General features: G+C 43.6%; 1 pseudogene. It reads right to left on the bottom strand.

The features are described from left to right. Positions 1-130: 130 nt before the first annotated feature. Positions 131-472 (bottom strand): annotated as a pseudogene (locus ACYVRA_RS08685) (V-type ATP synthase subunit B); the annotation flags it as partial.

The following is a 472-nucleotide window of genomic DNA, read 5'->3' on the forward strand; positions in this document are numbered from 1 at the left end:
TGTTTTCGTATACTATCAGCTTCTTGCGGCGGCAACATATTTAGTATGCGCTCCCTTTTATGTGCATCACAGATTCTGATTGCTCTAAAGCTGTCTCTTATACACATCTAGATGTGTATAAGAGACAGATAAAGCCCATTGATTTTTTCTCTAATGAATCTTTGTAAGAAGAATAAAGCTTAATCATACCGTCCATAATAGCACGGTGATCTTTGCGTGTTTTACCGTTTACCTGTTGTTTTAGACGTGAAAGTGAACCAAAAGGCTCGATACGCCCGCCGCGAAGGTAATACTGACCTTCCGTAATATAACCGGTGTTATCGGGTACAGGGTGAGTAACGTCATCACCGGGCATTGTTGTAACTCCCAAAATTGTGATTGATCCTGAGCCCTCAAAGTCTACCGCTTTCTCATAGCGTGATGCCAACTGGCTGTAAAGGTCGCCCGGATAGCCGCGGGTAGATGGAACTTG

The organism is Treponema sp. R8-4-B8 (genome assembly GCF_054786175.1).